At 65.3% G+C, this 22,952-nt stretch carries 35 protein-coding genes; 34 read left to right on the top strand and 1 reads right to left on the bottom strand.

The window, feature by feature from the left end; all coding sequences use genetic code 11:
* The 6 genes from PVW46_RS18620 to PVW46_RS18595 all read left to right on the top strand — a co-directional run.
* Nucleotides 1-1,056, top strand: a 1,056-nt coding sequence (locus PVW46_RS18620) for a biotin/lipoyl-containing protein (RefSeq protein WP_338020534.1), incomplete at its 5' end; no start/stop codon positions are given.
* Nucleotides 1,053-1,721: a glutathione S-transferase family protein gene (locus PVW46_RS18615; protein ID WP_274577117.1), complete on the top strand. Its 669-nt coding sequence runs from the start codon at nucleotides 1,053-1,055 to the stop codon at nucleotides 1,719-1,721. The genes PVW46_RS18620 and PVW46_RS18615, both read left to right, overlap by 4 nt.
* A 111-nt stretch (nucleotides 1,722-1,832) precedes the next feature.
* The gene (locus PVW46_RS18610; protein WP_069211581.1) at nucleotides 1,833-2,687 is read left to right on the top strand and encodes a hydroxymethylglutaryl-CoA lyase; all 855 of its coding nucleotides are present in this window, start codon (nucleotides 1,833-1,835) and stop codon (nucleotides 2,685-2,687) included.
* 1 nt (nucleotide 2,688) lies between these two features.
* A complete protein-coding gene (locus PVW46_RS18605; RefSeq protein WP_069211582.1) occupies nucleotides 2,689-3,297 on the top strand; it encodes a class I SAM-dependent methyltransferase in 609 nt (202 codons plus the stop codon).
* Between the two features lie 8 nt (nucleotides 3,298-3,305).
* Nucleotides 3,306-4,082, top strand: coding sequence for a crotonase/enoyl-CoA hydratase family protein (locus tag PVW46_RS18600; protein WP_069211583.1), 777 nt, complete (start codon nucleotides 3,306-3,308; stop codon nucleotides 4,080-4,082).
* A gap of 11 nt (nucleotides 4,083-4,093) precedes the next feature.
* Entirely contained in the window at nucleotides 4,094-4,474 is a 381-nt protein-coding gene (locus tag PVW46_RS18595) for an NADH dehydrogenase (protein ID WP_069211584.1), read from the top strand.
* Nucleotides 4,475-4,480: 6 nt separating this feature from the next.
* On the opposite strand, the gene PVW46_RS18590 is transcribed toward PVW46_RS18595, so the two are convergent.
* On the bottom strand, nucleotides 4,481-5,212 hold the full coding sequence (locus tag PVW46_RS18590) for an ATP-grasp domain-containing protein (protein WP_069211692.1): 732 nt from the start codon (nucleotides 5,210-5,212) through the stop codon (nucleotides 4,481-4,483).
* A 307-nt stretch (nucleotides 5,213-5,519) separates the two neighbouring features.
* Here PVW46_RS18590 and PVW46_RS18585 point away from each other — a divergent pair, with 307 nt between their 5' ends.
* From PVW46_RS18585 to PVW46_RS18450, 28 genes are all read left to right on the top strand, one after another.
* A complete protein-coding gene (locus PVW46_RS18585; RefSeq protein ID WP_043143593.1) occupies nucleotides 5,520-5,885 on the top strand; it encodes an NADH-quinone oxidoreductase subunit A in 366 nt (121 codons plus the stop codon).
* A complete protein-coding gene (locus PVW46_RS18580; protein ID WP_172429800.1) occupies nucleotides 5,876-6,409 on the top strand; it encodes a NuoB/complex I 20 kDa subunit family protein in 534 nt (177 codons plus the stop codon). Before PVW46_RS18585 ends, PVW46_RS18580 begins: the two co-directional genes overlap by 10 nt.
* Entirely contained in the window at nucleotides 6,406-7,014 is a 609-nt protein-coding gene (locus PVW46_RS18575) for an NADH-quinone oxidoreductase subunit C (protein ID WP_069211585.1), read from the top strand. The genes PVW46_RS18580 and PVW46_RS18575 overlap by 4 nt, the downstream gene beginning before the upstream one ends.
* Complete coding sequence (locus PVW46_RS18570; protein WP_069086698.1) at nucleotides 7,011-7,214, top strand: NADH dehydrogenase; 204 nt, start codon at nucleotides 7,011-7,013, stop codon at nucleotides 7,212-7,214. The genes PVW46_RS18575 and PVW46_RS18570 overlap by 4 nt, the downstream gene beginning before the upstream one ends.
* The gene (locus PVW46_RS18565) at nucleotides 7,211-8,434 is read left to right on the top strand and encodes an NADH-quinone oxidoreductase subunit D (protein WP_052244579.1); all 1,224 of its coding nucleotides are present in this window, start codon (nucleotides 7,211-7,213) and stop codon (nucleotides 8,432-8,434) included. The genes PVW46_RS18570 and PVW46_RS18565 overlap by 4 nt, the downstream gene beginning before the upstream one ends.
* Entirely contained in the window at nucleotides 8,431-8,991 is a 561-nt protein-coding gene (locus tag PVW46_RS18560; protein ID WP_069211586.1) for a hypothetical protein, read from the top strand. Before PVW46_RS18565 ends, PVW46_RS18560 begins: the two co-directional genes overlap by 4 nt.
* Nucleotides 8,992-9,040: 49 nt before the next feature.
* Nucleotides 9,041-9,349: a hypothetical protein gene (locus tag PVW46_RS18555; protein ID WP_043143603.1), complete on the top strand. Its 309-nt coding sequence runs from the start codon at nucleotides 9,041-9,043 to the stop codon at nucleotides 9,347-9,349.
* 91 nt (nucleotides 9,350-9,440) lie between these two features.
* Complete coding sequence (locus PVW46_RS18550; RefSeq protein ID WP_069211587.1) at nucleotides 9,441-10,646, top strand: NADH-quinone oxidoreductase subunit E; 1,206 nt, start codon at nucleotides 9,441-9,443, stop codon at nucleotides 10,644-10,646.
* A 79-nt stretch (nucleotides 10,647-10,725) separates the two neighbouring features.
* On the top strand, nucleotides 10,726-11,298 hold the full coding sequence (locus PVW46_RS18545; protein WP_139132450.1) for a hypothetical protein: 573 nt from the start codon (nucleotides 10,726-10,728) through the stop codon (nucleotides 11,296-11,298).
* Nucleotides 11,299-11,487: 189 nt separating this feature from the next.
* Complete coding sequence (locus tag PVW46_RS18540; protein WP_052244581.1) at nucleotides 11,488-12,159, top strand: helix-hairpin-helix domain-containing protein; 672 nt, start codon at nucleotides 11,488-11,490, stop codon at nucleotides 12,157-12,159.
* A 13-nt stretch (nucleotides 12,160-12,172) separates the two neighbouring features.
* Nucleotides 12,173-12,391: a DUF5337 domain-containing protein gene (locus PVW46_RS18535; RefSeq protein WP_043143606.1), complete on the top strand. Its 219-nt coding sequence runs from the start codon at nucleotides 12,173-12,175 to the stop codon at nucleotides 12,389-12,391.
* Nucleotides 12,392-12,394: 3 nt separating this feature from the next.
* Entirely contained in the window at nucleotides 12,395-13,693 is a 1,299-nt protein-coding gene (gene nuoF / locus PVW46_RS18530; RefSeq protein ID WP_069211589.1) for an NADH-quinone oxidoreductase subunit NuoF, read from the top strand.
* Between the two features lie 38 nt (nucleotides 13,694-13,731).
* Nucleotides 13,732-14,100: a hypothetical protein gene (locus tag PVW46_RS18525; RefSeq protein ID WP_069211590.1), complete on the top strand. Its 369-nt coding sequence runs from the start codon at nucleotides 13,732-13,734 to the stop codon at nucleotides 14,098-14,100.
* Entirely contained in the window at nucleotides 14,097-14,570 is a 474-nt protein-coding gene (locus tag PVW46_RS18520; protein WP_274577104.1) for a DUF3291 domain-containing protein, read from the top strand. Before PVW46_RS18525 ends, PVW46_RS18520 begins: the two co-directional genes overlap by 4 nt.
* Before the next feature lie 76 nt (nucleotides 14,571-14,646).
* On the top strand, nucleotides 14,647-15,129 hold the full coding sequence (locus PVW46_RS18515) for a DUF3291 domain-containing protein (protein WP_069211591.1): 483 nt from the start codon (nucleotides 14,647-14,649) through the stop codon (nucleotides 15,127-15,129).
* Nucleotides 15,130-15,302: 173 nt separating this feature from the next.
* Nucleotides 15,303-15,638: a hypothetical protein gene (locus PVW46_RS18510; protein WP_069211592.1), complete on the top strand. Its 336-nt coding sequence runs from the start codon at nucleotides 15,303-15,305 to the stop codon at nucleotides 15,636-15,638.
* A gap of 1 nt (nucleotide 15,639) precedes the next feature.
* Nucleotides 15,640-15,990: a hypothetical protein gene (locus tag PVW46_RS18505; protein ID WP_083242518.1), complete on the top strand. Its 351-nt coding sequence runs from the start codon at nucleotides 15,640-15,642 to the stop codon at nucleotides 15,988-15,990.
* A 126-nt stretch (nucleotides 15,991-16,116) separates the two neighbouring features.
* Nucleotides 16,117-16,509, top strand: a complete 393-nt coding sequence (locus PVW46_RS18500; RefSeq protein ID WP_043143615.1) for a DUF5333 domain-containing protein — start codon at nucleotides 16,117-16,119, stop codon at nucleotides 16,507-16,509.
* A gap of 212 nt (nucleotides 16,510-16,721) precedes the next feature.
* A complete protein-coding gene (nuoG, locus tag PVW46_RS18495; RefSeq protein WP_069211593.1) occupies nucleotides 16,722-18,707 on the top strand; it encodes an NADH-quinone oxidoreductase subunit NuoG in 1,986 nt (661 codons plus the stop codon).
* Nucleotide 18,708: 1 nt separating this feature from the next.
* Nucleotides 18,709-19,104, top strand: coding sequence for a YNQ4 family lipoprotein (locus PVW46_RS18490; RefSeq protein WP_274577103.1), 396 nt, complete (start codon nucleotides 18,709-18,711; stop codon nucleotides 19,102-19,104).
* Nucleotides 19,105-19,111: 7 nt separating this feature from the next.
* Complete coding sequence (gene nuoH / locus PVW46_RS18485; protein WP_043143619.1) at nucleotides 19,112-20,149, top strand: NADH-quinone oxidoreductase subunit NuoH; 1,038 nt, start codon at nucleotides 19,112-19,114, stop codon at nucleotides 20,147-20,149.
* Nucleotides 20,150-20,205: 56 nt separating this feature from the next.
* Entirely contained in the window at nucleotides 20,206-20,538 is a 333-nt protein-coding gene (locus PVW46_RS18480; RefSeq protein WP_069211594.1) for a hypothetical protein, read from the top strand.
* Nucleotide 20,539: 1 nt separating this feature from the next.
* Nucleotides 20,540-21,034: an NADH-quinone oxidoreductase subunit NuoI gene (gene nuoI / locus PVW46_RS18475; protein WP_043143624.1), complete on the top strand. Its 495-nt coding sequence runs from the start codon at nucleotides 20,540-20,542 to the stop codon at nucleotides 21,032-21,034.
* Nucleotides 21,035-21,040: 6 nt separating this feature from the next.
* Complete coding sequence (locus tag PVW46_RS18470) at nucleotides 21,041-21,538, top strand: hypothetical protein (protein ID WP_069211595.1); 498 nt, start codon at nucleotides 21,041-21,043, stop codon at nucleotides 21,536-21,538.
* The gene (locus PVW46_RS18465; protein ID WP_190285438.1) at nucleotides 21,535-21,702 is read left to right on the top strand and encodes a hypothetical protein; all 168 of its coding nucleotides are present in this window, start codon (nucleotides 21,535-21,537) and stop codon (nucleotides 21,700-21,702) included. The genes PVW46_RS18470 and PVW46_RS18465 overlap by 4 nt, the downstream gene beginning before the upstream one ends.
* Nucleotides 21,699-22,106, top strand: a complete 408-nt coding sequence (locus PVW46_RS18460) for a carboxymuconolactone decarboxylase family protein (RefSeq protein ID WP_043143627.1) — start codon at nucleotides 21,699-21,701, stop codon at nucleotides 22,104-22,106. Before PVW46_RS18465 ends, PVW46_RS18460 begins: the two co-directional genes overlap by 4 nt.
* A complete protein-coding gene (locus PVW46_RS18455; protein ID WP_043143629.1) occupies nucleotides 22,103-22,705 on the top strand; it encodes an NADH-quinone oxidoreductase subunit J in 603 nt (200 codons plus the stop codon). The genes PVW46_RS18460 and PVW46_RS18455 overlap by 4 nt, the downstream gene beginning before the upstream one ends.
* Nucleotides 22,702-22,896, top strand: coding sequence for a hypothetical protein (locus PVW46_RS18450; protein WP_043143630.1), 195 nt, complete (start codon nucleotides 22,702-22,704; stop codon nucleotides 22,894-22,896). The genes PVW46_RS18455 and PVW46_RS18450 overlap by 4 nt, the downstream gene beginning before the upstream one ends.
* Nucleotides 22,897-22,952 lie beyond the last annotated feature (56 nt).

The raw sequence follows: 22,952 nt of genomic DNA, 5'->3' as shown, positions 1-22,952 counted from the left end.
ACCCGCCTGCAGGTGGAACACCCGGTGACCGAGGAAATCTGCGGTGTCGACCTGGTGGAATGGCAGATTCGGGTCGCCTCGGGCGAACCATTGCCCGCCCGGCAGGAGGACCTGAAGATCAACGGCCATGCCTTCGAGGCGCGGCTATACGCCGAGGACGTGCCGGCGGGATTCCTGCCCGCTACGGGCACTCTGTCGGACCTGTCGTTCCCCGAGGGGCTGCGCGCGGAAACCGGCGTGCGGGCCGGTGATGCCATCAGCCCGCATTACGACCCGATGATCGCCAAGCTGGTGGCGCATGGCCCCACGCGGGCCGTGGCCCTGCGACGCCTGGCGCGGGGGCTGCGCAACAGCCGGGTGGCGGGCACGGTGACGAACCTCGCCTTTCTGGGCGCGCTTGCGGAACACGAGGGCTTTGCGCGGGGAGAGGTGGACACCGGGTTGATCGCGCGGGACATCGACGCGCTGACCGCACAGCCCGAGGTCACGCCGGCGGTCTGGGCCGAGGCGGCGCTGACCGCACTGGGGCTGACGGAGGCCGTGGACTGGGAAACCGGCTTTGCCCTCTGGCGGCCGGAATGGCGTAGGGTGGTGCTGGAACAGGGCGGCACCCGGCGCGAGATCGGCGTCAAGGTCAGAGGGCCGGGCTCTGTCCTGGTCTCCGTCGAGGGGCAGGTCGTCGAGGCGCTGCGCGGGGTGCGCGGCTGGACCTTCGATGACACGCCGGCTGCGGGCGCCTATCTGGCGCCGGGGCAGGTGACGGTCTTTGCCCACTACGGGATCGCCTTCGATCTGCCCGATCCGCTGGCGCGGGGCGCCGCGGCTGCGGGCGCCCTGGACGGGGCGCTGGCGCCGATGCCGGGGCGGGTCGTCTCTGTCCATGTCGGTGTCGGCCAGGAGGTCGCGGAAGGCGACCGGCTGGTGGTGCTGGAGGCGATGAAGATGGAACACACCATGCGCGCGGGCCGTGCGGGCGTGGTGTCCGAGGTGCTGGTGGCCCAGGGCGACCAGGTCGAGGCGGGCGCGCCGCTTGTGCTGCTGGAGGAAGAGGCGTGATCCGCCTGCACCACGTCCAGTACGGGCGCAGCTTTCGTGTCCACTGGCTGATCGAGGAGATCGGGCCAGAGCGCTTCGGTGGGCTGGAGGTGGTCGAGCACCGCATCGGCACGCTGGAGATGCGCGAAAGCGGCCTGGCGCGGGTCTCTCCGGCCATCCGCATCCCGGCGATCGAATGGAATGGCCTGGAGATGAGCGAATCCGGCGCCATCGTGGAATACCTGTCCGAGCGGCTGGCGCCGGATCTGACCCGTGCGCCGGACCACCCGGAGCGTCCCGCCTTCCTGCAATGGCTGCACTATGCCGAGACGATGGCCAGCCTGATCGAGAACCTGAACCTGCAGATGGTCTTTTTGCGACCGCCTGCGAAACCGGCGCCTGTGGTGGTCAAGCTGCATGTGGCACGCCTGCGCCAGACCCTGCGGGGGATGGAAGAGGCGCTGGGGGAGAAGGAGTGGCTTTTGCCCTCCGGGTTCTCGGCGGCGGACGTCATGATGGGGTTCAACCTTTTTGCGGCGCCTTACTACGTGGACATGGAGGAATTTCCGCGCCTTCTGGCCTACCGCGCCCGGATGGAGGCGCGTCCTGGCTATCAGCGGGCGGTTGAGCGCGAGGGGCCGCAACGGTTTTACGCGCAGGACTTCTACCCGGTGCCGGAGGCGTGAGGGGGCAATCCGATTGAGCGCCTTCGGCGCACTGGTTTTCTCGCCTTTCGCCTGCGGCGGGCGGCTCGGCGAATGGGTATTTGGACCAAGAAGAAACCCGGAGGGGGGAAGATGAGCGAGACGGTCGAGATCTTCGAGGTGGGCCCGCGTGACGGGCTGCAGAACGAAAAGCGCGAGATTCCGACTTCGGAGAAGGTGGCGTTGGTCGATCTCTTGTCCGGGGCGGGGTTTCGGCGCATTGAATGCGCCTCATTCGTGAGTCCGAAATGGGTGCCGCAGATGGCGGATTCCGGCGAGGTCCTGGCAGGGATCACACGCGCGCCGGGCGTGTCCTACGCGGCGCTGACGCCGAACCTGAAGGGGTTGGAGCGGGCTTTGGCGGCCAAGGCGGACGAGGTGGCGGTGTTCGGTGCGGCCTCGGAGGGGTTCTCCAGGGCCAATATCAACGCCAGTGTCGACGAGGGGCTGGCGCGCTTTGTGCCGGTGGCCGAGGCGGCGCGAGAGGCGGGACTGCCGGTGCGGGGCTATGTGTCCTGCGTGGTGGAATGCCCCTATGACGGCGCGGTGGCGCCCGGGGCCGTGGCCCGGGTTGTGGCGGCGCTGCGCGACATGGGCTGCTACGAGGTCTCCCTTGGCGACACCATCGGGCGGGGTGTGCCCGAGGCGGTGGACGCCATGCTGGCGGCGGTGCTGGACGAGATGCCCGCCGCGCGGCTGGCGGGGCATTTCCATGACACAGCCGGTCGGGCGCTGGAGAATATCGACGTCGCGCTGGCGCGGGGCCTGCGGGTCTTTGATGCCGCGGTCGGCGGGCTGGGCGGATGTCCCTATGCGCCGGGCGCGGCGGGCAACGTGGCGACGGAGGCGGTGCACGATCACCTGGTCGCCAAGGGCTACGTCACCGGGCTGGACCGGCCGGTGCTGGACAGGGCCGCGCAGATGGCGCGGTCCATGCGTGAGGGCTGAAATGGACAGGGAACATTGGGATGCCGCCTACGCAGAAGGCGTCGAGGGCAAGAGTTGGCACGAAGCCGTGCCCGAGGCCTCGCTGCGGATGATCGAACGGTCCGGGCTGGTGCCTGGGCGGGCGATCGACGTGGGCGGTGGCGCCTCGTCCCTGGCCGGGCATTTGCGCGGGCTGGGCTGGGATGTGACAGTCCTGGACATTTCCGCGGCAGCGCTGGAGCTGGCGCAGGCGGCGCTTGGGACGGGAGCGGCGCAGATCACCTGGGTTGCCGAGGACATCACGCGCTGGCGGGCCTCGGTGCCCTTCGATCTCTGGCATGACAGGGCGGTGTTCCATTTCCTGACGGACCTGGAGGACCAGTTGGCCTATGCGCGTGCCCTGCGCGACGGGCTGCGGCCTGGCGGTGCGGCTGTGATCGCGACCTTTGCAGAGGATGGGCCGGAGCGTTGCTCGGGCCTGCCGGTGCGGCGCTATTCGCCTGAAGGTCTGTTGGCTGCGCTGGGGCAGGGGCTGCGCCTGGAGGGCGCCGAGCGGGTCCGCCACGTCACGCCATCTGGGCAGGAACAGAAATTTCAGGTCAGCCTGCTGCGGAGGCTGCCAAAGAAGTGAGGACAAGGATGGAGTTGATCGGGGTATCGCGCGACGCGCGGGGTGTGGCGGAGATCAGCCTGCGCCGGGCGGACAAGCACAACGCGCTGTCGGCGCAGATGATGACCGAGCTGGAGGCCACAGCGCGCAGCCTTGCGGCGGACGCAGAGGTGAAGGTCGTGGTGCTGTCGGCCGAGGGGAAGTCCTTCTGCGCCGGCGGTGACCTGGCCTGGATGCGCGCGCAGTTCGAGATGGACCGGGCGACACGACGCGAGGAATCCTCGCGCATCGCCAAGGCTTTGGGCGCGCTTTATGCGCTGCCGCAGCCCCTGATCGGCAAGGTGCAGGGCAATGCCTTTGGCGGTGGGTTGGGGCTGATTTCCGTTTGCGACATCGCGTTGGCCGCCGAAGGGGTGAAATTCGGGCTGACCGAGGTCAAGCTGGGGCTGATCCCGGCCAATATCGGGCCCTACGTGATCGCCCGGCTGGGCGCTGTGAAGGCGCAGGAGATATTCATGAACGGTCGGATCTTTGGCGCCGCCGAGGCGGTGGCCCTGGGGCTGGTGAACCGGGCGGTTTCCCCGGATGACCTGGACGAGGCCGTCGCGGCAGAGGTGGCCTTGCCGCTGGCCTGTGCCCCGGGGGCGGTTCGGGATGCCAAGGCCCTGTTGCGGCGGCTGGCGGGCGAAGTCACCGAAGCCGAGGTCGAAGGGGCCATCGACGCCTTGGCCGATCGCTGGGAAACCTCTGAGGCGCAGGAGGGAATCGCGGCCTTTTTCGACAAGCGGCCCGCGCCCTGGGCGTGACCGGGGGCGGGATGCTGATCCAGATCGCCCATCTTTATGCGACGGCCTGCCTGGCGGTGGTCTTTTTCCAGTTTGCGCTGATCGGTGGGGCGCCGCTGGGGCCCTGGACGCAGGGCGGGCAGCATGAGGGGGCCTTGCCCATCTCGGGCAGGGTGATTGCGGCTTTTTCGGTACCGGTGCTGATCTTTCAGGGGCTTGCGATCCTCTCGGTGGCAGGCTTTCCGGGGCTGGACTGGCCGCGCTGGTGCGGGTGGGCGGCCCTTGGGGTCAGCACGGTCAGCGCGGTGCTGAACGGGATCACCCTCTCTGCGCGTGAACGCGCGGTCTGGTTTCCGGTCACTTTGGTGATGGCCGGACTGGCCGCCTATGTCATGATTTCTACCGCGCGCTGAACAGGCTCATCGCTGCGCGGCGAGTTCCGCCCAGCGGGTGGCGATCAGCCGGGCATAGCGCATGGGCGAGAGGCCGTAGGCGCCCACGGCGTAGCTGTCGTTGATCTCGACCACCAGCGTCCGGTCCTCGGAGGTGACCCCGAAATCCAGCGCATAGGCCGCGGGTGCGCCCGCCTGCGACTGGGCGGCCAGCGCGGCGCGGATCACCTGCGGATCGGGGAAACGCAGCGGATCGCCCCGGTAGGGCCGCAGGTCGATCAGATCCCCGTGCAGGACAAAGCCGCGATACTCGGTCACGAAATCCACCGGCTCGGCACAGATCACGGGCTCGGCGTCGGCGATATGCGCCGTCGGGATCAGGTCGGCAAAGCTGGACAGCAGCGTTCCAGTAAAGAGCTTTGGCCGGTCGGGCAGGGGCTTGACGAAGATCGCGCTGCCATTGCCCGCCAGTTGTCGCGCCTCGGCCATCGTCGCCTGCCAGATGCGCCGCCCGGCAAAGGGCATCAGCGCCTCGGGGATGCTGTCGAGATCGGGCACCGGAATGCCAAGCCGTTCCATGCCCTGCCGGGCATAGCGGATGCCGCCCACGACGATATCCCCCGGGACCAGCGCGAGGGCGTCGAAATCCCCGGGCGCGAAGAGGCGGACCTCTTCGCCAAGCTGCGCAAAGCCCACGCGGGCGATATCGCGGTTGACGCTGAAAATCGTGTCGTCGGGGGCAAGGATGTGAACGGTCATGGCACTGTCTTTCCTGTCTGTCCGAGGCAGGTAGCGCAGGCGGCCCGACATGAACATGGCGGGATTCCCGCCCCCGGCGCATGTGATCACAACACCGGGCGCGACGCTTGCGCGCGGCGTGTGCTGCCGTGCAGCATGGGATTTCCGGACATCCCATTGTCAACAAAGGAAAATCCGCCAATTTCAGGGAAAGCCTTTTGTTCGCAGGGATTTGAATGCTTGCGCCTCGTGTTGACCCTGCCAGATGGCAGCGATAAGGGACAATAAGCCAAGCGCCACAGCGCCCGATCCTTGAAGGAGCCACGTCTTGGAAGAGATGCTGCGGGAATACCTTCCCATCCTCGTCTTTCTGGCCATTGCCATCGGTCTCGGCCTTGTCCTGATCCTTGCCGCGGTGATCCTCGCCGTGCGCAACCCGGACCCGGAAAAGGTGTCGGCCTACGAATGCGGGTTCAACGCCTTCGACGATGCCCGGATGAAATTCGACGTCCGGTTCTACCTGGTCTCGATCCTCTTCATCATCTTCGATCTTGAGATCGCCTTCCTGTTTCCCTGGGCGGTGGCCTTCAAGGATGTCTCGATGGTGGGCTTCTGGTCGATGATGGTGTTCCTGGGCGTGCTGACCATCGGCTTTGCCTACGAATGGAAGAAGGGGGCACTGGAATGGGAGTGATGACCGGAGCCAATACGGCCGGAGCCGACCGCGAGGTCGCGACCCAGACCCTCAACCGCGAGCTGCAGGACAAGGGGTTCCTGCTGACCTCGACCGAGGACATCATCAACTGGGCGCGTACCGGCAGCTTGCACTGGATGACCTTCGGCCTGGCCTGCTGCGCGGTCGAGATGATGCACTCGTCGATGCCGCGTTATGACCTGGAACGGTTCGGCACCGCGCCGCGCGCCAGCCCGCGCCAGTCCGACCTGATGATCGTGGCCGGCACGCTGACCAACAAGATGGCCCCGGCGCTGCGCAAGGTTTACGACCAGATGCCGGAACCGCGCTACGTGATCTCGATGGGGTCCTGTGCCAACGGCGGCGGCTACTACCACTATTCCTACAGCGTGGTGCGCGGCTGTGACCGCGTCGTGCCGGTGGATGTCTATGTGCCCGGCTGCCCGCCGACGGCAGAGGCGCTGGTCTACGGCATCATGGCGTTGCAGAAAAAGATCCGCCGGACGGGGACATTGGTGCGATGAGCGATTTGCTGAACGAACTGGGTGGCCATATCGAGGCCAAGCGTCCCGACTGCGTGATCGGCTGGGACGTCACGCATGGCGAGCTGAACGTCGACGTGGCGCCCTCGAACATCCGCGGTTTCGTCGAGTTCCTGAAGACCGACCCGACCTGCAAGTTCTCGACCTTGGTGGACATCACGGCGGTGGACTACCCCGAGCGGCCCAAGCGGTTCGACGTGGTCTATCATTTCCTGTCGATGTACCAGAACCACCGTATCCGCCTGCGCGTGGCGATCCGTGAGGACGAGATGGTGCCGTCGATCGTGTCGGTGCACCCATCCGCCAATTGGTTCGAGCGCGAGGTCTTCGACATGTTCGGCGTGCTGTTCGCCGGCCATCCTGACCTGCGCCGCATCCTGACGGACTACGGGTTCCGCGGCTTTCCGCTGCGCAAGGATTTCCCGACCACGGGCTATACCGAGGTGCGTTACGACGAAGAGCAAAAGCGCGTCGTCTACGAACCGGTGAGCCTGGTGCAGGAATACCGCCAGTTCGATTTCATGTCGCCGTGGGAGGGGGCACAATACGTGCTGCCCGGCGATGAGAAGACGGAAGAAAAGGCATGATGGGCGGCTGGGGCTTTGGTGGCGGCGGGCTGTTGTGGCTGATTGTCATCGGCGCACTGGTGGTCGTGCCATTCTGGAAGCTCCTGCCGCGTTTTGGCATTCCCAACTGGGTGGCGATTTTCGCCATCTTCCCGCTTGTGGCGTTGATCCTGCTCTGGGTCATGGCGTTCAAGGATCAGATTGACGGAGGTCGCGCGTGATGGACGGCTCCAAAGGCTTCGAAGACGCCCTGACGGGTGAACAGAAGATCCGCAACTTCAACATCAACTTCGGGCCCCAGCACCCGGCGGCGCACGGCGTGCTGCGCCTCGTGCTGGAGCTGGACGGCGAGATCGTGGAACGCTGCGACCCGCATATCGGCCTGCTGCACCGTGGCACCGAAAAACTGATGGAAAGCAGGACATACCTGCAGAACCTGCCGTATTTCGACCGTCTCGACTACGTTGCGCCGATGAACCAGGAACACGCCTGGTGCCTGGCCATCGAAAAGCTGACCGGGGTCGAGGTGCCGCGCCGGGGTTCGCTGATCCGCGTGCTCTACTCGGAAATCGGCCGTGTCCTGAACCACCTGCTGAACGTGACCACGCAGGCCATGGACGTGGGCGCGCTGACGCCGCCGCTGTGGGGCTTCGAGGAACGCGAAAAGCTGATGGTCTTCTATGAGCGGGCCTGTGGCGCGCGCCTGCACTCGGCCTATTTCCGGCCCGGCGGCGTGCACCAGGATCTACCGCCCGCGCTGATCGACGACATCGAGACCTGGGCCAAGGAATTCCCGGCCAAGCTGCAGGACATCGACGACCTGCTGACCGAAAACCGCATCTTCAAGCAGCGCAACGCCGACATCGGCGTCGTGACCGAGGAAGAGATCAACGAATGGGGATTCTCGGGCGTCATGGTGCGTGGCTCGGGCCTTGCCTGGGACCTGCGCCGCGCGCAGCCCTACGAGTGCTATGACGAGTTCGACTTCAAGATCCCGGTCGGCAAGAACGGCGACTGCTATGACCGCTACCTCTGCCGCATGGCCGAGATGCGCGAGAGCGTGAAGATCATCCTGCAGGCCATCGAGAAGCTGCGCGCGCCCGAAGGGCAGGGCGACGTCCTGGCCCGCGGCAAGATCACCCCGCCGAAACGCGGCGAGATGAAGACCTCGATGGAAGCGCTGATCCATCACTTCAAGCTCTACACCGAGGGTTTCCACGTCCCAGAGGGCGAGGTCTACTGCGCCGTCGAGGCCCCCAAGGGAGAGTTTGGCGTCTACCTCGTGGCCGACGGGTCGAACCGGCCCTACCGCTCCAAGATCCGCGCGCCGGGTTACCTGCACCTGCAGGCGATGGACCATGTCGCCAAGGGCCACCAGCTTGCCGACGTCGCGGCGATCATCGGGACGATGGACGTCGTCTTCGGGGAGATCGACCGGTGAGAGCGCTGATCGCGCTTTGCGCGCTGGCGGCCACGCCGGCGCTCGCTCAGGATCTGCCCATCTTCCAGGAAGAGCGCGGCTATGAAATCCTGGGCGGCATCGACGATGGTCTGCTGGTCCGCAACGGCGGTCATGCGTTCTACTGTGAAGTCGACGAAGGCCCGGACGACCGTTTCCTGGTGATGGAAACCTGCCTGCCGATCCTCGGCCCCAAGGCAGCGGCATCCGCCTCCCGGGCGACGCTCTCCAGGGCGCGCGGCGAAAAGGCCTTTGTCGAGGCCATCGAGGCGCTGCCGCCCTCCGTCTTTATCCCGGCGGTGACGCAGACGATGAAGGAATTCGGCTGCGTGCTGGACATGCGCACCGGCGAGGACGCCTTTCTGGCCGTACTGGCGCGCCACGTCGCCGAAGAGGCGGTCTATGACGGCGAGATGACCGAAGGCCTGATCGACGCCATTGGCGAAGTGACCGAGGATACCGCAGAGATCATGATGGACCAGGGCCTGATCGTTCTGGACCGCGCCGCCGGCAAGGCGCATCTGGTGAATTGCCCCTGACGGGGAAAGATGGGCCGCCGCCGCGCGGCCTTTTACGAGGGACGACACGATGAAGAGATACGCTTTTGCCTTGGTCGCGACGGGACTGGTTTCGGGCTGTTTCCTGCCCGAGGGCGTCACCGAAGAAGACCTTGCGGCCTTTGATGCGGCGGTGGCCTCGATCGGTTGTGACCTCGTGAACGAAAGCGATTATCTGCCCGTGGAGCTGCAGACCGGGATGCCGCGCGAAAAGGTGGTGACCATCTCGCAGTACAAGGTCGAACAGAAACAGGCCGTGCCGCTGTCGAACGGCGGTGTGCGCCTTCAGACCGGGGCCTGCGCCCCCAAGACAGAGCCCGCGCCCGAGGCGGCAACGTGACGTGACCGGCCCCCGAGGCCGGACTGGATGCAAGATTGAAACCCGAGGCGCCGCGCCCTGGCGCCGGACGTAAGACGGAAAGCCGAAAGCCATGCTGCGCCGACTGCACCCCGAACAGCCCGATAGTTTTGCCTTTACGCCCGCCAACCTGGCCTGGGCGCGCGAGCAGATCACCAAGTATCCCGAGGGCCGCCAGGCCAGCGCGATCATACCGCTGCTGTGGCGGGCGCAGGAACAGGAAGGCTGGCTGACCCGTCCGGCGATCGAACATGTCGCCGACATGCTGGGCATGGCCTATATCCGCGCGCTCGAGGTGGCCAGCTTCTACTTCATGTTCCAGCTGCAGCCGGTCGGCTCGCTGGCGCATATCCAGATCTGCGGCACGACGTCGTGCATGATCTGCGGTGCCGAGGACCTGATCGCCGTCTGCCGCGAGAAGATCGCCGACAAGCCACACGCCTTGTCGGAGGACGGCAAGTTCAGCTGGGAAGAGGTGGAATGCCTGGGCGCCTGCACCAACGCGCCGATGGCCCAGATCGGCAAGGATTATTACGAGGACCTGACCGCCGAAAAGCTGCGCGATCTGCTCGACGCGCTAGCTCGGGGCGAAGTGCCCACGGTGGGACCGCAGAACGGCCGTTTCGCCTCGGAACCCAAGCCGGGCATCACCACGCTGACCGAATTCGTGAACGGCTCGATCAAGTTGAATGCCAGCGCGCAGCTGGCCGATGACATCGGCGACACGATCAAGCGCATCGACGGCACCGAGGTGCCGCTGGCGGCGCCCTGGAACGACCAGTCGGGCACCCGTGGCAGCCAGCCGGACGCGCCCGAGGCGCATGTCCCGGCCAAGGAGGCCCCGCAACCCGCCAAGCCCGCGCCCAAGCCGGAGAAGGTCGCCAAGGCACCCGCCGAGGTCGAGCAGGCGCTGGTCCAGCCCAGCACGCCGCTGCCGGGGCAGGACGACCTGTCCAGCCGCAAGGGCAGCTGGCGCTACGAGGCGCCCGAAGCGGAGGACCAGCCCGCGGCAGAGCCGGTCGCTCCTTCGGCAGAGGACAAGCCCGTGGGTCTTGATGCCCCTCGCGAGGGCAAGGCCGATGACCTGAAGGAAATCAAGGGCGTCGGTCCCAAGCTGGAAAAGCTGCTCAACTCGCTAGGGTTCTACCACTTCGACCAGGTTGCCGCCTGGACGGACAGGGAACTGGCCTGGGTCGATGACAACCTCGAGGGTTTCAAGGGCAGGGCGACCCGCGACGAATGGGTGGCGCAGGCCAAGGAGCTGGCGGCGCGGTCCTAAAGTCTGATAGCCCCGGACACCTTTTTTCGTGATACTCCGGTCCAGACAGGACCGGATATCGGCGACAGGGAGGAATGTCATGGGGGATCGGACTGGGCAGGGGAACTGCGGTCAGTTGAGTTGGGGATTGGCGGCTTTGGCCGCCTTTCTTGTTTTCGTATTGCTGTTGACGCTGGGCGACTGGCGCGTGATCCAGGCGGTCTTTGCAGGAGGGGCCACGCTCGTCGTGCTTGGCCTGCTGTTCTCCAAGCTGTTCTGTGCCGGCGCGGCAGAGACCCCGGCACCCGCCGCGCGGCCCGCGCCACAGCCCAAGCCCGCCCCTGCGCCGCAACCAGAGACGGCCCCCGAGCCTGAACAGGCGCCCGCCGCGGCCGAGAGCGCGGACACCGGATCGCTGGTCAAACCCAGTGGTGCCCTGCCCGGCGAGGAAGACCTTGCCAGCCGCAAGGGCAACTGGACCTACAGTGCCGACAGCACCGCCGAGGCGGATCCGGCCCCGGCAGAGGCGCCAACTCCATCGTCCGAACCGGCACCCACCCCAGCCCCTTCCGAGCAGTCAGCTGCACCGCTGGTGAAGACAGGGACGGTGCTGGCTGGCGAGGCGGAACTGGCCTCGCGCAAGGGCAGCTGGACGTACACGCCCGGCGACTGATCCCAAGGGAATTGCTGGTCACAGAGTGGTCAAACCGGCGGTCGCGGCCCCTGAAAAGGGGCTGCGACAACGCCATGTCTTGCGTGCCGCGGCGCAGTATGTCAGGCGTGGCACCGGCACTGTTGGGGAGGAACGGCGCTAAGACACGCGCAGGATGCTGCGCCCGTTTAGTGGAGCGAGAACGTGACCATGACGACCCCGATCTTTTCGATGACACCCGACTTTACCCCGCTGATGCGCATGATGCAGTTGCAGACTCGTTTTGCGATGGAAGCCAGCCAGGGGATGATGAAACTGGCCATGATGCCCTGGACCGGAATGCCGGCGGGCTTCGGCTCGATCTGCACGCCGATGGGTGGCGTGACGGTCGCAGCCTCGGTGACGACCACCGAAGAGGCTGCCCCGGTTGACGACGTGGCGGAAACCGTCGTGGTCGAGGCCACGGCAGAGCCGGTGGCTGAGCCCGAGGTGACTATCGAGGAACCCGTGGCAGAAACCGTTGCGGAACCTGTGGTGGAACTGGCTCCGGCCCCCGAGGCTGCCCCCGAGAAAGCCGAGACCGCGCCTGAGGCCGCACCCACTGTCGCGCCCGCGCCGGAAACGGAGGCCGCCGCAGAACCTGCGATGGTCAAACCCGCCGCGTTGAAGGCGCCAAAGGGCGAAGCGGACGACCTAACCGTCCTGAACGGGGTCGGCCCCAAGCTGGCCGAGGCGCTGAACGCCGAAGGCATCTATCATTTCTCACAGATCGCCGGCTGGACCGAGGAAAACGTCGCCTGGGTCGACGAGAACCTGGCCGGTGTGCGCGGCCGGGCCTCGCGCAATGGCTGGGTGGCGCAGGCCGCCGAACTTGTGAAATAAGGCACGGGCGGCAATGGCCGGGAACCAAGACTACAACCGGAGAGGCCGCGCGATTGCGCTGGTGATCGTCGGGACGGCTCTCGGCTGGGTCGCGGCCAATGTGATCGGCGCGGCGGTGGACCTGAGCCACCGCTGGCGCGCGCTTTTCGACCTTGCTGCAATTGGTGGCTTTGTCTGGGCGCTGTGGATGTTATACGGGCTCTGGCGGGAGCGCCAGGAACACAAGGATTGAGAGATGCTAGCTGACCAGGACCGGATCTTTACCAACCTCTACGGCATGCATGACCGCACCCTCGATGGCGCGAAAAAGCGTGGCCACTGGGACGGGACAAAGGATCTGATCGCCAAGGGGCGCGACTGGATCATCGAGGAGATGAAGGCCTCGGGCCTGCGCGGTCGCGGTGGCGCCGGTTTCCCGACCGGCCTGAAATGGTCTTTCATGCCCAAGGAATCGGATGGGCGTCCGGCCTACCTGGTGGTCAATGCCGACGAGTCCGAGCCGGGCACCTGCAAGGACCGCGAGATCATGCGCCACGATCCGCATACGCTGATCGAAGGCTGCCTGATCGCCAGCTTCGCCATGCAGGCCCACGCCTGCTACATCTACATCCGCGGCGAATACATCCGCGAGCGTGAGGCTCTGCAGGCCGCCATTGACGAGGCCTATGACGCGGGTCTTCTGGGCAAGAACGCCGCCGGATCGGGCTGGGATTTCGAACTTTTCCTGCATCACGGTGCGGGCGCTTACATCTGCGGCGAGGAAACCGCGCTGCTGGAAAGCCTTGAAGGCAAGAAGGGCATGCCCCGGATGAAGCCGCCGTTCCCGGCGGGCGCGGGCCTGTATGGCTGCCCGACCACGGTGAACAACGTCGAATCCATCGCGGTCGTGCCGACGATCCTGCGCCGTGGCGCGGAGTGGTTCTCGTCCTTCGGGCGTGACAACAACAAGGGCACCAAGCTGTTCGCGGTGTCCGGTCACGTCAACAACCCCTGCGTCGTCGAAGAGGCCATGTCGATCAGCTTCGAGGAGTTGATCGAAAAGCACTGCGGTGGCATTCGCGGCGGTTGGGACAACCTCAAGGCGGTGATCCCCGGCGGGTCCTCGGTGCCTTGTGTGCGCGGCGAAAAGATGCGCGACGCGATCATGGACTTCGACTACCTGCGCGGCGAGCTGGGCTCGGGCCTGGGCACGGCGGCGGTGATCGTGATGGACAAGGACACCGACATCATCAAGGCGATCTGGCGCCTGGCCAAGTTCTACAAGCACGAAAGCTGTGGCCAGTGCACCCCGTGCCGCGAAGGCACCGGCTGGATGATGCGCGTGATGGATCGCCTGGTAAAGGGCGAGGCCGACGAGGAAGAGATCGACATGCTCTGGGATGTGACCAAGCAGGTCGAGGGCCACACGATCTGCGCGCTCGGCGACGCGGCGGCCTGGCCGATCCAGGGCCTGATCCGCAACTTCCGCGACGAGATCGAGGACCGCATCAAGGCGCAGAAGACCGGACGTCTCAGCGCCGTCGCCGCGGAATAATCGTGGTCTTCTCGGATGTTATCAGGGCCTCCTGCCAAATGGCGGGAGGCTTTCTGCTTTTGGCGTCAACCGCGCTGGCACAGGGCAAGATGCCCTATGAAATCAGTGATGAGGTGATCTACAACGGGCGATCCTTCGACGTGTGGTTTGGCCTCTACGAGACCGAGACGGTGCGTGACGCGCCGGACACGGGGCTGCCGCAAAAGGAATGGATCGAGCAGAGCCGCCTTGTTGTGCGCACCAACCAGGACCCCCAGATCGGTCCGGGCGATAAGGTGCTGGCGCGCAAGGTCGGCATCGCCTTTTGCAGGCACTACGGGCTGACAGTCCGATCTGCGCCCGGGGACGCACATGAGTGGCAGGGCGAGTGGTCCTTTGTCGACCTGTGCTGGAAAGACGGCTGGTGACCGGCTGGCACCTGGCCGAGTTCAACATTGGCATCCTGCGACACGACTGGGAAGATCCGCGCATCGCCGAATTTCGTGACAACCTGGACAGGGTCTTTGCCGTCGCGGAACGCAGCCCCGGTTATGTCTGGCACATGGCCGAAGCCGAGATGGATGCGGCGCAGACCGATCCGGGTGGTCCGCTTGGCGGCAATCACCGGACCGCGTCGACCTTGTCGGTCTGGCGCGACCTGCCGAGCCTCGAACATTTCGTCTGGCAGACCGTGCACCGGCGGTTCTACGACCGGCGCGCGGAATGGTTCGATGCCGCGGGGCAGGGGCTGCGGCTGGTGATGTGGTGGGTACCCGAAGGCCACCGGCCCGGGATCGCGGAAGCGGCCGACAAGCTGCAGCAGTTGGCAAGAACAGGAGAGAGCGACGCGGCCTTCGGCTGGACCCATGCCCGGGCGCGATGGGGCGCATCGGGATAATTCATTGGGCGTGGGAGGGGCCGCGCGCTACAGCTTGCGGGCCGATTGGCCGACTTGATTTCAGAAAGGACATCACATACACTTGGCGGAATTGAACATCGGGCGCCTTCTGGCCCCCACGGACGACCCGCGCGTGGCGGAATTCATGGACAACCTCGACCGGATCAACGGGCTGGGCAAGCGGATGCCGGGCTTTGTCTGGATGATGGAAGGCTCGGGCGAGCCGGGCACAGGAAACACCGAGGCCAAGATCGACGGCGACCCGCAGTTCGTGTCCAACCTGACGGTATGGGAGGACGTGGAAAGCCTGGAACGCTTTGTCTGGGGCACCATCCACAAGCAGTTCTACGACCGCCGCACCGAGTGGTTCGAGATCATGGGCGACCAGCATTTCGTCATGTGGTGGGTGCCCGAGGGACATCAGCCGACGCTGGACGAAGCGCTGGAACGACTGGAGATGCGCAAGACGCAGGGCGACACCGATGCGGCCTTTGGCTGGTCCTACTTGCCGCAGGCGCAGATGTGGCGTGCAAGGCACTGTACGCCCGAGACCGTGTGACGCCAGTTGTGCCTTGCCCTCTTTTGCTCCGGTTGCCGTCATCGTGGCAGGCCGTCGCCCACGGGGCGGGGCGCCCGCTCCTTGACCTCTTGCCCTACAGGCGCGACAGTGCGCGGCACGCGCGGGCCGTGTTTGGCAAGTGCGCGAGGCGAGCAGAAAAGACACGGGTTGGAATGATGAAACGGATTTTGGGAACGGCGGTGCTGATCGCGGCGCTGGCGCCCGTGGCGCAGGCGGAAACCGTCCGCTCCAAGAACTTCGTGGGCGATATTCAGCGCCGCGCGGTGACGATGCAGGCCCGTGACGGATCGGGCTCTGCCCAGGCGCTGCAGGCCTATGTCAGCGTGACCACGGTGGCCGGGGTGGTTCCCGCGCAGGCACAGATCCAGGCCGCCGGAGCTTTTGCCGCCAAGGCCGGGTGTCGCGATGCACGCGCCCTGACCACGATTCTGGCCGGGGTGACGGCCAAGGCAGCCGAGTTCGAGGTACTGTGCCGGGGAGGCCAATAAGATGATGACTCGCGTGTTGTGCATTCTGGCCCTCGCGGCCACGCTCGGGGGCTGCGGTCGCGCCGGGATCTTCAAGTCGGACCAGCCGATGTTCGACGGTCAGCGCTTTCGCACGGTGGTAAAGACCGAACGCAAGAACCGGCAGGTCTTTGCCGTGACGGTTCACCAGGTATCGAAATCGGTGGAGGGCGCGCGCGCTGCGGCAGATTACAAGGCGAAGCAGCACTGTATCCAGTATTTCGGCACCTCCGAGATCGACTGGACCGTTGCGCCGGATGCCGACGGGCAGAGCCTGCGCATCGTGGACAACACCCTGACTTTCCGGGGGAGCTGTCACGACGAGGCGGCCTGAGGCGCGCAAGGGGGCGCCGGATGCGTGGATCCTTGCCGAAACAGAGGCCTGCGGGGGCCGGATATTGAATATCCGCCCCCTCTGCCCCCACCTCAAGGGCACCAGTCTGAAAACGGAGAGCCGCGTATGCGCCTGATTCTCACTTCCATCGTCTGCATGACCCTGGCCCTGCCGGCCGTGGCCAAGCCGCCCCTGCGCGAGGTCAGCGAAATTGACGACGGACTGATGGCGATCGCGATCGCGGACGAGATCCGCAAGAATTGCGACGACCTGCAGCCGCGCATGGTGCGGGCGTATCGCCAGATCAAGGCGCTTGAGAAACGCGCCAAGGCCCTGGGCTACTCCGAGACCGAGATCGACGACTATGTGAAGTCCGACAAGGAAAAGAAACGGATGCGCGGCAAGGCCGAGACCTGGCTGGCCTCAAAGGGGGTCAATCCCAAGGACACGCGCGCCCTGTGCAAGTTCGGTCGGGACGACATTTCGCGCGGCGGGCCTGTCGGTTACTTCCTGCGCTGAGTCGCGTCCAGGTCGCTAACAGGCGGTACATATTCAATTTTTGTGATCACAATGGCGCGGTGTGCGGGGAAAACTCGTGCGCCGCGTCGTTTTTTCCTGCCTTTTCGCTGCACCTGCATCTGGTAACGTCCGGCGGACCACGATAGAACCCCGAGGACTGCGGCCTGCCTGCCAGCGGGCGCTGCCAGCCGAAGAACGGGAGAGGCTCAGGCATGTCCGATACGCGAAAGATCATCATCGACGGGCAGGAGATCGAGGTGGACGGGGCCATGACCCTGATCCAGGCCTGTGAAGAGGCCGGGATCGAAGTTCCTCGCTTCTGCTACCACGAACGTCTGTCGATTGCCGGCAACTGCCGCATGTGCCTTGTCGAGGTCGTGGGTGGCCCGCCCAAGCCCGCCGCCTCCTGCGCGATGCAGGTGCGTGACATGCGCCCGGGCCGCAACGGTGAACCGCCGGAGATCAAGACAAACTCGCCGATGGTCAAGAAGGCCCGCGAAGGGGTGATGGAGTTCCTGCTCATCAACCACCCGCTGGATTGTCCGATCTGCGACCAGGGCGGCGAATGCGACCTGCAGGACCAGGCGATGGCTTACGGCGTCGATTTCAGCCGGTTCCGCGAGGCCAAGCGCGCGGTGGACGATCTGGACCTGGGTCCGCTGGTCGAAACCCACATGACGCGCTGCATTTCCTGCACCCGCTGCGTGCGCTTCACGACAGAGGTCGCGGGCATCACCCAGATGGGTCAGACCGGCCGGGGAGAGGATGCGGAGATCACCTCGTACCTGAACGAGACGCTCGATTCGAACCTGCAAGGCAACATCATCGACCTGTGCCCGGTGGGCGCGCTGGTGTCGAAGCCCTACGCCTTTACCGCGCGTCCCTGGGAGCTGACCAAGACAGAGACCATCGACGTGATGGATGCGCTTGGGTCCAGCATCCGGGTCGATACCAAGGGCCGAGAAGTCATGCGGATCCTGCCACGCAACCACGACGGCGTGAACGAGGAATGGATTTCCGACAAGACGCGCTTTGTCTGGGACGGGCTGCGCCGCCAGCGTCTGGATCGCCCCTATGTGCGCGAAAACGGCAAACTGCGTCCCGCAAGCTGGCCCGAGGCGCTGGGGGTTGCTGCCAAGGCGATCAAGGGCGCCGAAAAACTGGCCGGGATCGTCGGCGATCTTGCCCCGGTCGAGGCGATCTTCTCGCTGAAAACGCTGGTCGAAGGGCAGGGCGGTGCCGTCGAAAGCCGGACTGACGGGGCCAAGCTGCCCGGCGGCAACCGTTCCGGCTATGTCGGCAATGTCGCCATCGAAGAGATCGACACGGCAGCTGAGATCATCCTGGTCGGTACCAACCCGCGCGACGAGGCGCCGGTGCTGAACGCCCGTATCCGCAAGGCCTGGGCCAATGGTGCCAAGGTCAAGCGCGTCGGCCCCGCGGTCGACCTGACCTATGACGTCGAGGACTGCGGCACGGGTCGAGATGCACTGTCCCGGCTGACGGCCGGTGACGATGCCATCGTGATCGTCGGGCAGGGCGCCCTGAATGAGGCGGACGGCGCCGCGGTGCTGGGCGCCTGCATGGCGCTGTCGGGCCGGATGCTGGTCCTGCATACGGCCGCCAGCCGCGTAGGCGCGCTGGACGTGGGCGCGGTGAACGACAATGGCATGGAGGCGGTTCAGTCCGCTGACGTGATCTACAATCTCGGCGCGGACGAGGTCGAGATCGGCGAAGGCGCTTTCGTGATCTACCAGGGCTCGCACGGCGACCGGGGCGCACATCGCGCCGACGTGATCCTGCCGGCTGCTGCCTACACCGAGGAACAGGGCCTTTTCGTCAACACCGAGGGCCGCCCCCAGATCGCGCTGCGTAGCGGGTTCGCCCCGGGCGAGGCCAAGGAAAACTGGGCCATCCTGCGGGCGCTCTCTGCCGAGGTCGGCGCGCAACTGCCCTGGGACAGCCTTGCACAACTGCGCCAGGCTCTGGTCAAGGATGTGCCGCACCTGCAGCAGATCGACGACGTGCCGGAAAACGAGTGGCAGCCGCTGGACGCGGGCAAGCTGGGAGAAGCCGATTTCCGGTACGCGGTGCGCGACTTCTACCTGACCAATCCGATTGCCCGCGCCTCCGAGCTGATGGCGGAACTGTCGAAACAGGCGCGCGACCGCGCCGCGGCGCCGCTGGCGGCGCAATAACTTGCGCGGACTGGCGATCATAACACTTCTGGTGATTGCCACCGGGCTGTCGGCCTGCACCGAAGAGGCCGCCTCCGACGCGCCTTTCACGCCCAGCTATACCGGGATCGAAACCCGGCTTCTGGACGGCGACCTGGTGCAGTTCGAGGTCGAGATGCGCGGCGCCCGCGACGAGGGCGACGTGAAGGATTATGCCGAATGCGCAGCCGCGCAATACGCGATGATCCGGGGTTACGGTTTTGCGCGTCATTTGCGCACGACCGTTTACGAAGAGGGTGGCCTATGGCGTGGAGATGCGGTTTACACCATCTCGGCAGCGCTGCCCCCAGGGCTCAAGACCATCGACGCCGAAGTGGCGGCGCTGGCCTGTGCCGAGAACGGAATACCGATGGTGTGAGGACCTGATGGAAAACTTCTTCGCCACGCCTCTGGGCACCTTTGTCATCATCTTCGCGCAATGCCTTGCGGTGCTGGGCTTCGTGATGGTGTCGCTGCTCTTCCTCGTCTACGGCGACCGCAAGATCTGGGCCGCGGTCCAGATGCGGCGCGGTCCGAACGTGGTGGGCATCTACGGCCTGCTGCAGACTGTGGCCGACGCGCTGAAATACGTCGTCAAGGAAGTGGTGATCCCGGCGGGGTCGGACCGAACGGTCTTCATGCTGGCGCCGCTGACCAGTTTCGTGCTGGCGATGATCGCCTGGGCGGTGATCCCCTTCGGTGACACCTGGGTTCTGTCCGACATCAACGTGGCGATTCTCTATGTCTTCGCGGTCTCCTCGCTCGAGGTTTACGGCGTGATCATGGGGGGCTGGGCCTCGAACTCGAAATACCCCTTCCTCGGGTCGCTGCGCTCGGCGGCACAGATGATCTCCTACGAGGTCTCCATCGGCCTGATCATCATCGGTGTCATCATCTCGACTGGATCGATGAACTTCGGTGACATCGTGGACGCGCAGGACGGCGCTTATGGTTTCTTCAGCTGGTACTGGCTGCCGCATTTCCCGATGGTCTTCCTGTTCTTCATCTCGGCCCTGGCCGAGACCAACCGCCCGCCCTTCGACCTGCCGGAAGCGGAATCGGAACTGGTGGCCGGTTACCAGGTGGAATATTCGGCAACCCCCTTCCTGCTGTTCATGGCCGGTGAATACATCGCCATCTTCCTGATGTGTGCGCTGACCACGCTGCTGTTCTTCGGCGGCTGGCTGTCGCCGATCCCGGGTCTGCCGGACGGGGCACTGTGGATGGTCGGCAAGATGGCGTTCTTCTTCTTCATCTTCGCGATGGTGAAGGCGATCACGCCGCGTTACCGCTACGACCAGTTGATGCGCCTTGGCTGGAAGGTCTTCCTGCCGTTCTCGTTGGTCTGGGTGGTCTTCGTCTCCTTCGCCGCGAAATTCGGCTGGTTCTTCGACGGCTATGCCCGCTGGGTGACCGGGGGCTGAATTGGTGACGTTTCGGAAACATATCGTTTCGGACAGCCAGCTGAGGGGAGGGCGCCATGTCTGACCTCAAGAGCGCGATCCTGGATGCAAAATACATCGACATGATCGACCTCGGTGATTTCGTCGTCCGCGACACCGGGCTGCCGGACGTGGACAGCGACGGCAATCTGATGCCGCAGGCCACGGAAATTGCCGCCGCGATCTTTCGCTGGGCGGCGGACATGCAGGCGGCCGAGGCCGCGCGCGCCGAACAGGCCGATCCGGCGCCGGAGACATCCGGCCCCGAGGCAGCCAAGGAATACGATGAGCAGGGCGATCCGCGGACGGATGCGCCCACGGCCGAAAAGCTGGAGGCCGAATTGCACAAGCTGGCACAGGAGCAAGGATAGAATGGCGACCATCGACTACGGCCGGGCCGCGAAATACTTTCTGCTCGCGGATTTCGTGAAGGGGTTTCAGCTGGGCCTGAAGTACTTCTTCGCGCCCAAGGCCACGGTGAACTACCCGCACGAGAAAGGCCCGCTGAGCCCCAGGTTCCGCGGCGAACACGCGCTGCGCCGCTATCCCAACGGCGAGGAACGCTGCATCGCCTGCAAGCTCTGCGAGGCGATCTGCCCGGCGCAGGCCATCACCATCGACGCCGAGCCGCGTGACGACGGCAGCCGCCGTACCACGCGCTACGACATCGACATGACGAAATGCATCTACTGCGGCTTCTGTCAGGAAGCCTGCCCGGTGGATGCGATCGTCGAAGGCCCGAACTTCGAGTTCTCGACCGAAACCCGCGAAGAACTCTACTACGACAAGGCCAAGCTGCTGGAAAACGGCGAACGCTGGGAAGCCGAAATTGCCCGCAACCTCGAACTGGACGCCCCGTACCGCTGACCCGAAATGATCAAAGCCGCCGCCATCATACTGATCCTTGCCGCCCCGGCCACGGGCGCCCAGACGATTGTCGAGGGCGGTCCGGAATGGCTGGACAAGCGCGCCGAGGTCTTTTCCTCGGTCTGCATGGCCGCGGCTCCGGATTTTGCGGCCTTTGACGCAAAGGCAGAGGCGGCCGGCCTGGAACGGATAGAGCAGGGTTGGCACCTGCCGCCCGAGGCATTTCTCAGCCTTCGCGCGCACGACGGGTTCTGCAGTTGCTTCATGACCGTGGGGGCGCCGGACCAGACCGAAATGGTCGGGGCCATCTTTGGCCGCCTGATGCAGGACTGGGGGGCGTCTTTTACCGGCAAGGCTGAAGGGCTGGCCAATGTCGCGCCATTCCAGCGGGATGGGATCGAGGCGGTTTCGATCCTCGAACCGCGCAAGATTGACGGCCAGAACTGGCTGTCCGCGCGGGTCACGGTCTTTGGTGCCTGTCCCGACGGGGAGGGCGGCCAATGAGCAAGACGCACACGCGCCTCGACGGTTTTCTGAAGGCCGCTGAACACAAGGCGCAAGCCCTGTCCGACTGGTCGGATCGCGCCACAGCCATGGTCGATATACTGAGCCGGCGGATCGACAACACTGTCGATGCGGCACTGGCCGCCAAGGAGGGCCGGACATGAGCGAGAACAAGACCCCCTTCGAGCTGATGATGGCCCAGGCCCAGGAAATGGCCAAGGCCTTCAATCCGGCCATGAGCAGTTTTGACCCCAAGGGCTTTGAAAAGCTCTGGCCGACCATGTCCAAGGACGCGATGGAGATGTGGTTCGGCAAGGGTATTTCCAAGCAGGGGCTGGACGCCAAGACGCGCCTGCTGCTGACCCTGTCGGGGCTGACCATGCAGGGCGCGCAGGCCGAAACACCGTTCCGTCTGACCGTGCGCCACGCGCTCGAGGCAGGCGCGACCTCTGAAGAAATCGCCGAGACCATTGGACATATGTCGATGTTCGCAGGCATTCCGGCGATGACCCGCGCAATGGAACTTGCGCGCGAAGTCATCAATGAAAACAAGGATGACGAGACATGATGGTCTTTGCCTTCTACCTCTTCGCACTCGGCGCCATCGCGGGCGGGTTGTTCACCGTGGTCAGCCGCAACCCGGTGCACTCGGTGCTCTGGCTGATCCTGGCCTTCCTGTCGTCTGCGGGGCTCTTCGTGCTGATGGGCGCGGAATTCGTCGCCATGCTGCTGGTCATCGTCTACGTCGGCGCGGTCGCGGTGCTGTTCCTGTTCGTCGTCATGATGCTGGATGTCGATTTCGCCGAGCTGAAGGCGGAAATGGCGCGTTATATGCCGCTGGCCCTGCTGATCGGGCTGGTGATCCTGATGCAGCTGGCGATGGCCTTTGGCGCCTGGCAGGCCTCGGACATGGCGGCGGGCCAACTGGCCCAGCCGACGCCCGAGGGCATGCACAACACCCAGGCGCTTGGGATGATCCTCTATGACGAGTACTTCCTGCTGTTCCAGCTGGCCGGCCTGATCCTGCTGGTCGCCATGATCGGTGCCATCGTGCTGACGCTGCGCCACCGCCAGGACGTCAAGCGCCAGGACATCCTGGCCCAGATGTACCGCGATCCGGCCAAGGCGATGGAGCTGAAGGACGTGAAACCGGGGCAGGGGCTTTGAGCGGGTTCTGGGACGTGGTCCTGTCCCCGACGGGACTGGTTCTCTACGCCGGGTTCTGGGCCTTCAAGATCGTGGCCGGTGCCTGGGTCCTGCGGCGGGCCATGCTGCTGCTTCCGGTGCGGGCGCAGGTCTGGACAGAGGACCGGCTGGCCCGGCTGAAACTGCGGGGCCGCCGCCGCCCTTTGGGATGACCCGCCCGGCGCGGGAGAGACAGACAAGAGGTCCCGGATCAGGTCCGGGACGGGGG

Source organism: Mameliella sp. AT18, from assembly GCF_028807275.1.
GTDB lineage: Bacteria > Pseudomonadota > Alphaproteobacteria > Rhodobacterales > Rhodobacteraceae > Antarctobacter > Antarctobacter albus.
Note: the sequence above shows the minus strand (reverse complement) of the source record. Positions and strands in the feature narration are given on the sequence as shown.